This window comes from Neisseria sp. (genome assembly GCF_030523955.1).
Classification (GTDB): domain Bacteria; phylum Pseudomonadota; class Gammaproteobacteria; order Burkholderiales; family Neisseriaceae; genus Neisseria.
Genome location: NZ_JAUNHL010000096.1, coordinates 1 through 5,569, shown reverse-complemented (window position 1 = coordinate 5,569; position 5,569 = coordinate 1). Strand labels below are relative to the sequence as shown.

Genomic DNA, 5,569 nt, shown 5'->3' with positions numbered 1-5,569 from the left:
CCACGCCGTCACCGGCGCGCCAAATGCCGAAGCCTTCGCCCATGTCGGAATTGAGATCTATTTGAATTTTGCGCATGTTTAGATTTCCTCCGGCGGAATGGTGTTGATAACAAGCCTAAAAGAAAACGGCCATCAAAAAAACTTTTATTTTTTGATGGATTGATATCAAAAAAATTGATATGGTGGGATACCTGCCTTCCTTGCGGAAATCTTTCTATGTAGTTAAATAGATCATCATCAGTGTGGGAACCGAAATGAGCCAATTGGATTTTTCCACTCGTCATTTGCGTTATTTTGTTTGTACCGCCGAATTGGGGCAAATCTCGCAGGCGGCGCAACAACTGAACATTACCCAGTCGGCGGTCACCGCTGCCATCAAAGAGCTGGAAAACCGGCTGCAGGTGCGCCTGTTCGAACGCCACCCCGGCGGCATGGTGCTAACCCACGCAGGACGCTTGTTTTTGGATCATTGCGGCCAGATTCTCAACAGCGTGGCGGCTTGTCGCGATTTGGGGCTTGAACAGGAAGATGTGCATGGTGAAATCAAGGTGGCTGCCACTTACACGGTATTGGGTTATTTTTTACCGTTTCACCTGCAACGGCTGGCTCAACTATACCCGAATCTGAAAATTCATCTGGTTGAACTGCCTCGTATAGCGATTGAACAGGGGCTGCTCGACGGGGTACTGGATATAGCGGTGCTGCTTAGTTCCAATGTTCAGAACCCGCAATTGCGGGTACATTCGTTTTTGGATTCCCAGCGTCATTTGTGGGTAGGGCCTGGTCACCGTTTGCTGCAACAGGCACGGGTAGATTTTGACGATTTGCGCCGCGAGCCTTACATCATGCTGGATGTCGACGAATCGTCGGACACTACTCTGGCCTACTGGCGTGCAGCCGGTGCCGAGCCGCGGGTGGTGCTGCAAACCAGTTCGATCGAAGCAGTGCGCAGCATGGTGGGTAATGGCAGCGGTATTAGCATTTTGTCGGACACAGTATATCGGCCTTGGTCATTGGAAGGGCGTAAAATCCACAAGATTACTTTGCAAAGTCCGGTGCCGGCGATGAGTCTGGGTGTGGCCTGGCGTGCAGATCAGGATTTCAGTCCTGCACAACGTTTGTTTTGTGATTATTTCATTCACCGGTTGGCATGATGTCAAAATGTCTGCAGCTTGCTGCCTTGTATCGAAGTAATTAAATCCGCTGTAAAATTTTTCAGAGAAAATATCATGAATTATGCCCTTGATGCGCTGTGGTGGCGTTTAACCGATCCCGACGTGCGTGCGCTGGCCAGCTTGCTGACCGCGCCACCCTTGTGGCATAGCGGCCGCGAATTGCCGGTACGTGAATTGCTGGGTGAGCAAGGATTTCGTTTTTTGTTGGCGTTGGATCAACAACCCGGCCAATTGCAAGAGGCGCTGGCGGCGGCACCGTTTCATCAACGTTTGGGTTATTACGCCGAGAGTCTCTTAGCGTTTTGGTTTGCCCATGCACCGCATAGCCGGCTGCTGGCGCGCAATATCCGTTGGCAGAACACAAATGGAGAGCAGGGGGAGTTGGATTTTGCCGTGGTATTAAACGGGCGGCCCTACCACGTAGAGCTAACTTGCAAATATTACGGAGACGCTGATGCCGATCCTGCGCAAATGGCCGGGTTGAACCCGCTTGATAAATTAGTCGATAAAGTCGCCAAGCTGCAAAGGCAACTGGCCGGCTTGTCTTATTTGCCGGAACCAACGCCGTGGCAGGCCGCAGGTTTCGAGCCAAACCAATTACAAAGTGTTTCTATTGTACGGGGTATGGGCTTTGCCGCGGCAGGTCGGGTATTTCGGCAAGCACCGCTCAATCTTTATGGTTGGCACGGCCTGTATATGGCACCTCAAACAGAAGCCGCATCAGCAGATCCGCAACGGCTTTATTATTTATTGCCGCGCATGGCTTTGCTGGCACCGGCGCGTGTGTGCGAAGAGGCTTGTCTGAAAAAGATAGAGCCGGATGCCGATCCGGGCTTGTGGGCGGGATTGGAGCGGCGGCCGGACGGTTATTGGCATGAAATCGAGCGTTGGATGAAACGCTAAGGATATTCGGCATCGGGCGGTTATCAGTAAAGCTTGTTTAGTGATATATAAAGGAAATCAACGGCAGTATCTGTTATTTCATCACTTCTCTGTGATACAATCACCGTTTGATTTTTTTATTCCGACGGCGGCAAAAAGCATTATTGCGCATTGCTGTAGTCTTTGAGTAACCAATTAACTGAATAAATTTAAGGGTTTGCAATGAGCGTAACTGTAGAAAACTTGGAAAATCTGGAACGCAAAGTAGTGTTGTCTCTACCGTGGAGCGAAGTGAACGCCGCAGTGGAAAAACAATTGCGTCAAACTGCCCGTCGCGTGCGTATCGATGGTTTCCGTCCGGGCAAAGCGCCTTTGCACATGGTTGAATCTATGTATGGCGCCAGCATCCAGAATGATGTATTGAACGAGTTGGCGCAAAAAGCCTTCTACGATGTGGCCGTTGCACAAGACTTGAAAATCGCCGGTATGCCGCGTTTGGAAGGTGTGGAAGAACAAGACAGTAAAGAAGAATTCAAATTCGCCGCTATTTTCGAAGTATTTCCGGAAATCACCGTAGGCGATTTGTCTGCACAAGAAGTAGAAAAAGCAGTGACCAACGTTGGCGATGCGGAAATCGAACAAACCATCGAAATCCTGCGCAAGCAACGTACCCGTTTCGAACATGCTGATCGTGAAGCACGCGAAGGCGACCGCGTGATTATCGATTTCGAAGGCAAAATCGATGGCGTAGCCTTTGACGGCGGTTCTTCGCAAAACTATCCCTTCATTCTGGGCCAAGGCCAGATGCTGCCGGAATTCGAAGCCGGCGTATTGGGTTTAAAAGAGAATGAGAGCAAAGATGTCGAAGTAAACTTCCCGGAGGATTACCACGGCAAAGGAGTGGCCGGTAAAACTGCAGTCTTTACCATCACTCTGAAAAACGTTTCTGAGCCGGTATTGCCGGAAGTGGACGAAGCATTTGCCAAAGCAATGGGCATTGAAAGCGGCGACGTTAACCAGATGCGTGAAGAAGTGAAGAAAAACGTTTTGCGTGAAGTAAAACGCCGTACCGAAGCGCAAACCAAAGAATCGGCCATGGAAGCGCTGCTGCAATCTACTGAGGTGCAAGTTCCCAAAGCGCTGATAGCCGATGAAGCGGGTCGTTTGGCTCAAGAAATGAAGCAAAACTTCATCAATCAGGGTATGGCTGATGCCGCTAACTTGGATTTGCCGGCCGATATGTTTAACGAACAAGCCGAGCGCCGTGTGAAACTGGGCTTGATTTTGGCGAAAATCGTGGAAGAAAACCAACTGGAGCCGAAAGATGAGCAAATCAAAGCCATCGTAACCGAATTTGCCGACAGCTATGAGGATCCACAAGAAGTAATCGATTGGTATTTTGCTGATGCTTCGCGTCTGCAAGGTCCGACTTCTCTGGCGGTTGAAGCCAATGTCGTCGATTATGTATTGGGCAAAGCCAAAGTGAATGAAAAAGTATTGTCATTCGACGAAGTTATGGGCGCCTAATCAGCATTAAGTAAGGTTTTGATCCCGTTTTTAAAAGAAAAAGCATCGAAGCGGCAAGAAACGGCGGCTTTGATGCTTTTATAATCTTAGCACAACAGAAAGGAGTTCCGTGATGATTCCGGAAATCAGCAACAATACCTTAATCCCGACCGTTATTGAGCAAAGCGGCCGCGGTGAGCGTGCTTTCGACATTTATTCGCGTCTGCTCAAAGAGCGCATTATTTTTCTGGTGGGGCCGGTAAACGACCATACGGCCAATCTGGTGGTGGCTCAACTTTTGTTTCTGGAAAGCGAAAACCCGGATAAAGATATTTATTTCTATATTAACTCACCGGGCGGTTCGGTGTCTGCCGGTATGTCGATTTTCGACACCATGAATTTCATCAAGCCTGATGTTTCCACTCTCTGTTTGGGGCAGGCGGCCAGTATGGGAGCGTTTCTGTTATCTGCCGGTACGCCCGGCAAACGCTTTGCCTTACCCAATAGCCGCGTGATGATACATCAGCCCTTAATCAGCGGCGGTTTGGGAGGCCAAGCTTCCGATATCGAGATTCATGCTCGTGAGTTATTGAAATTGAAAGATAAACTTAACCGGCTCTTGGCCAAGCACACCGGCCAACCGTTGGAGAAGGTCGAACGTGACACCGATCGCGACAATTATATGTCTGCGGAAGAAGCAAAAGCTTACGGTTTGATTGACCAGGTAATCGAATCGCGTCTTGATGTTGTAGAGAAATAAATACGGAGTCGAATATCAAATAAAATGCCTGTCTGAAAATAATTCAGACAGGCATTTTTTAATAACCAAATGGGAAAGAGCCATTTAGTTAAAGATATTAATGATGATGGCCGTGCTCCCCGTGGGCATGACCGTGGCTGATTTCTTCTTCGGTAGCATCGCGCACGCTGTCTACAGTAGCTTTGAAACGGATTTTCATACCTGCCAACGGATGGTTGCCGTCTACCACAACCTTGCCGTCGGCAACATCAGTTACGCGGAAAACCAAAGTATCTCCTTCAGGAGTATCGGCCTCAAACATCATACCAGGCTCCACTTCTACCGGGAAAATATCGGCAGGTTCGATGCGGATTAACTCGGCATCTTGCTCTCCAAAAGCATCATCCGGTTGTAAAACGACATCAACTACATCGCCGACATTTTTATCTTGTAAAGCTTCTTCTACCAACGGGAAAATACCGTCGTAGCCCCCGTGCAGATAAGCGATTGGTTCTTCTGTTTTGTCAATAAGTTGATCGTTTGCATCGTACATTTCGTAGTGCAAGGTAACAACGGAATTCTTGGCAATGCTCATAAAATCATCCTCTTTGTTGGGTAAGCATGTATCTTAATTATATATATCATAAGATATGAATAGATGTTTATTATAACACAAGATTCATCACAAACAGTTGCTAGCGCAGCCGATGGGTCAAAAGAATGATGATTAAAATTTGCAAAAACATCATTGTTTCTTCATGTTTTGTTGTTATATTGCAACATGGTAGATATTGTTTGTTTTGTAAGAAAAAACAACAGGAATAAAAATAAAGAAAATTAGTGAAATATTTCGAGTAAAAATACTATTAAATAATAGGTTAACTTTTTGAAAATCTTGTATTAATTTTTAAAAAAAATGGAAAGAGAAAAAAATATCCGTTCTTTGGGAACTAACTGGAATAAACTTACTCATACGGTTAAGTGTGTCCCGAAAAACAACTGTTTTATCTAATTGCATTGCCAGATTTAGTGGGGCATAATATTAAAAAATTCATTTATGAATTTGTTTAATGAAAAGAGAATAATTTATTTTTTATTCCTTATCATTGTTTATTTCACTCCCTTTAAAGTTGATCACGTAAAAGAAGGTAATTTAGAAATGAAAAAATCATTGTTTGCTGCTGCTCTGATGTCTTTGTTCTTGGCTGCTTGTGGTGGTCAGAAACCTGCTGATGCTGCTGCATCGGCTGCTTCTGCCGCTGATACT

Annotated in this window: 5 protein-coding genes and 1 pseudogene; 5 read left to right on the top strand and 1 reads right to left on the bottom strand. The window is 46.5% G+C overall.

Translation table 11 applies throughout. From position 1 onward, the window contains the following. Positions 1–254: 254 nt before the first annotated feature. From Q4C79_RS12905 to clpP, 4 genes are all read left to right on the top strand, one after another. A complete protein-coding gene (locus Q4C79_RS12905) occupies positions 255–1,154 on the top strand; it encodes a LysR family transcriptional regulator (protein ID WP_303091428.1) in 900 nt (299 codons plus the stop codon). Positions 1,155–1,229: 75 nt separating this feature from the next. Then, complete coding sequence (locus Q4C79_RS12900; RefSeq protein ID WP_303091427.1) at positions 1,230–2,078, top strand: DUF1853 family protein; 849 nt, start codon at positions 1,230–1,232, stop codon at positions 2,076–2,078. A gap of 201 nt (positions 2,079–2,279) precedes the next feature. Then, entirely contained in the window at positions 2,280–3,584 is a 1,305-nt protein-coding gene (gene tig, locus Q4C79_RS12895) for a trigger factor (protein WP_303091426.1), read from the top strand. Between the two features lie 112 nt (positions 3,585–3,696). Beyond that, positions 3,697–4,323 (top strand): ATP-dependent Clp endopeptidase proteolytic subunit ClpP, encoded by a 627-nt coding sequence (gene clpP / locus Q4C79_RS12890; RefSeq protein WP_303091425.1) that lies wholly within the window; start codon positions 3,697–3,699, stop codon positions 4,321–4,323. 97 nt (positions 4,324–4,420) lie between these two features. Here clpP and Q4C79_RS12885 read toward each other — a convergent pair whose 3' ends face one another. Then, positions 4,421–4,897 (bottom strand): peptidylprolyl isomerase, encoded by a 477-nt coding sequence (locus Q4C79_RS12885; RefSeq protein ID WP_303091424.1) that lies wholly within the window; start codon positions 4,895–4,897, stop codon positions 4,421–4,423. A gap of 462 nt (positions 4,898–5,359) precedes the next feature. Between Q4C79_RS12885 and Q4C79_RS12880 the strand changes: the two are divergent. Beyond that, positions 5,360–5,569, top strand: a pseudogene (locus Q4C79_RS12880) (hypothetical protein); the annotation flags it as partial.

Coding starts and splice junctions, on each gene's coding strand:
- tig (WP_303091426.1), top strand. CDS start 2,280: ATGAGCGTAACTGTAGAAAACTTGGAAAATCTGGAACGCAAAGTAGTG.
- Q4C79_RS12905 (WP_303091428.1), top strand. CDS start 255: ATGAGCCAATTGGATTTTTCCACTCGTCATTTGCGTTATTTTGTTTGT.
- Q4C79_RS12885 (WP_303091424.1), bottom strand. CDS start 4,897: ATGAGCATTGCCAAGAATTCCGTTGTTACCTTGCACTACGAAATGTAC.
- Q4C79_RS12900 (WP_303091427.1), top strand. CDS start 1,230: ATGAATTATGCCCTTGATGCGCTGTGGTGGCGTTTAACCGATCCCGAC.
- clpP (WP_303091425.1), top strand. CDS start 3,697: ATGATTCCGGAAATCAGCAACAATACCTTAATCCCGACCGTTATTGAG.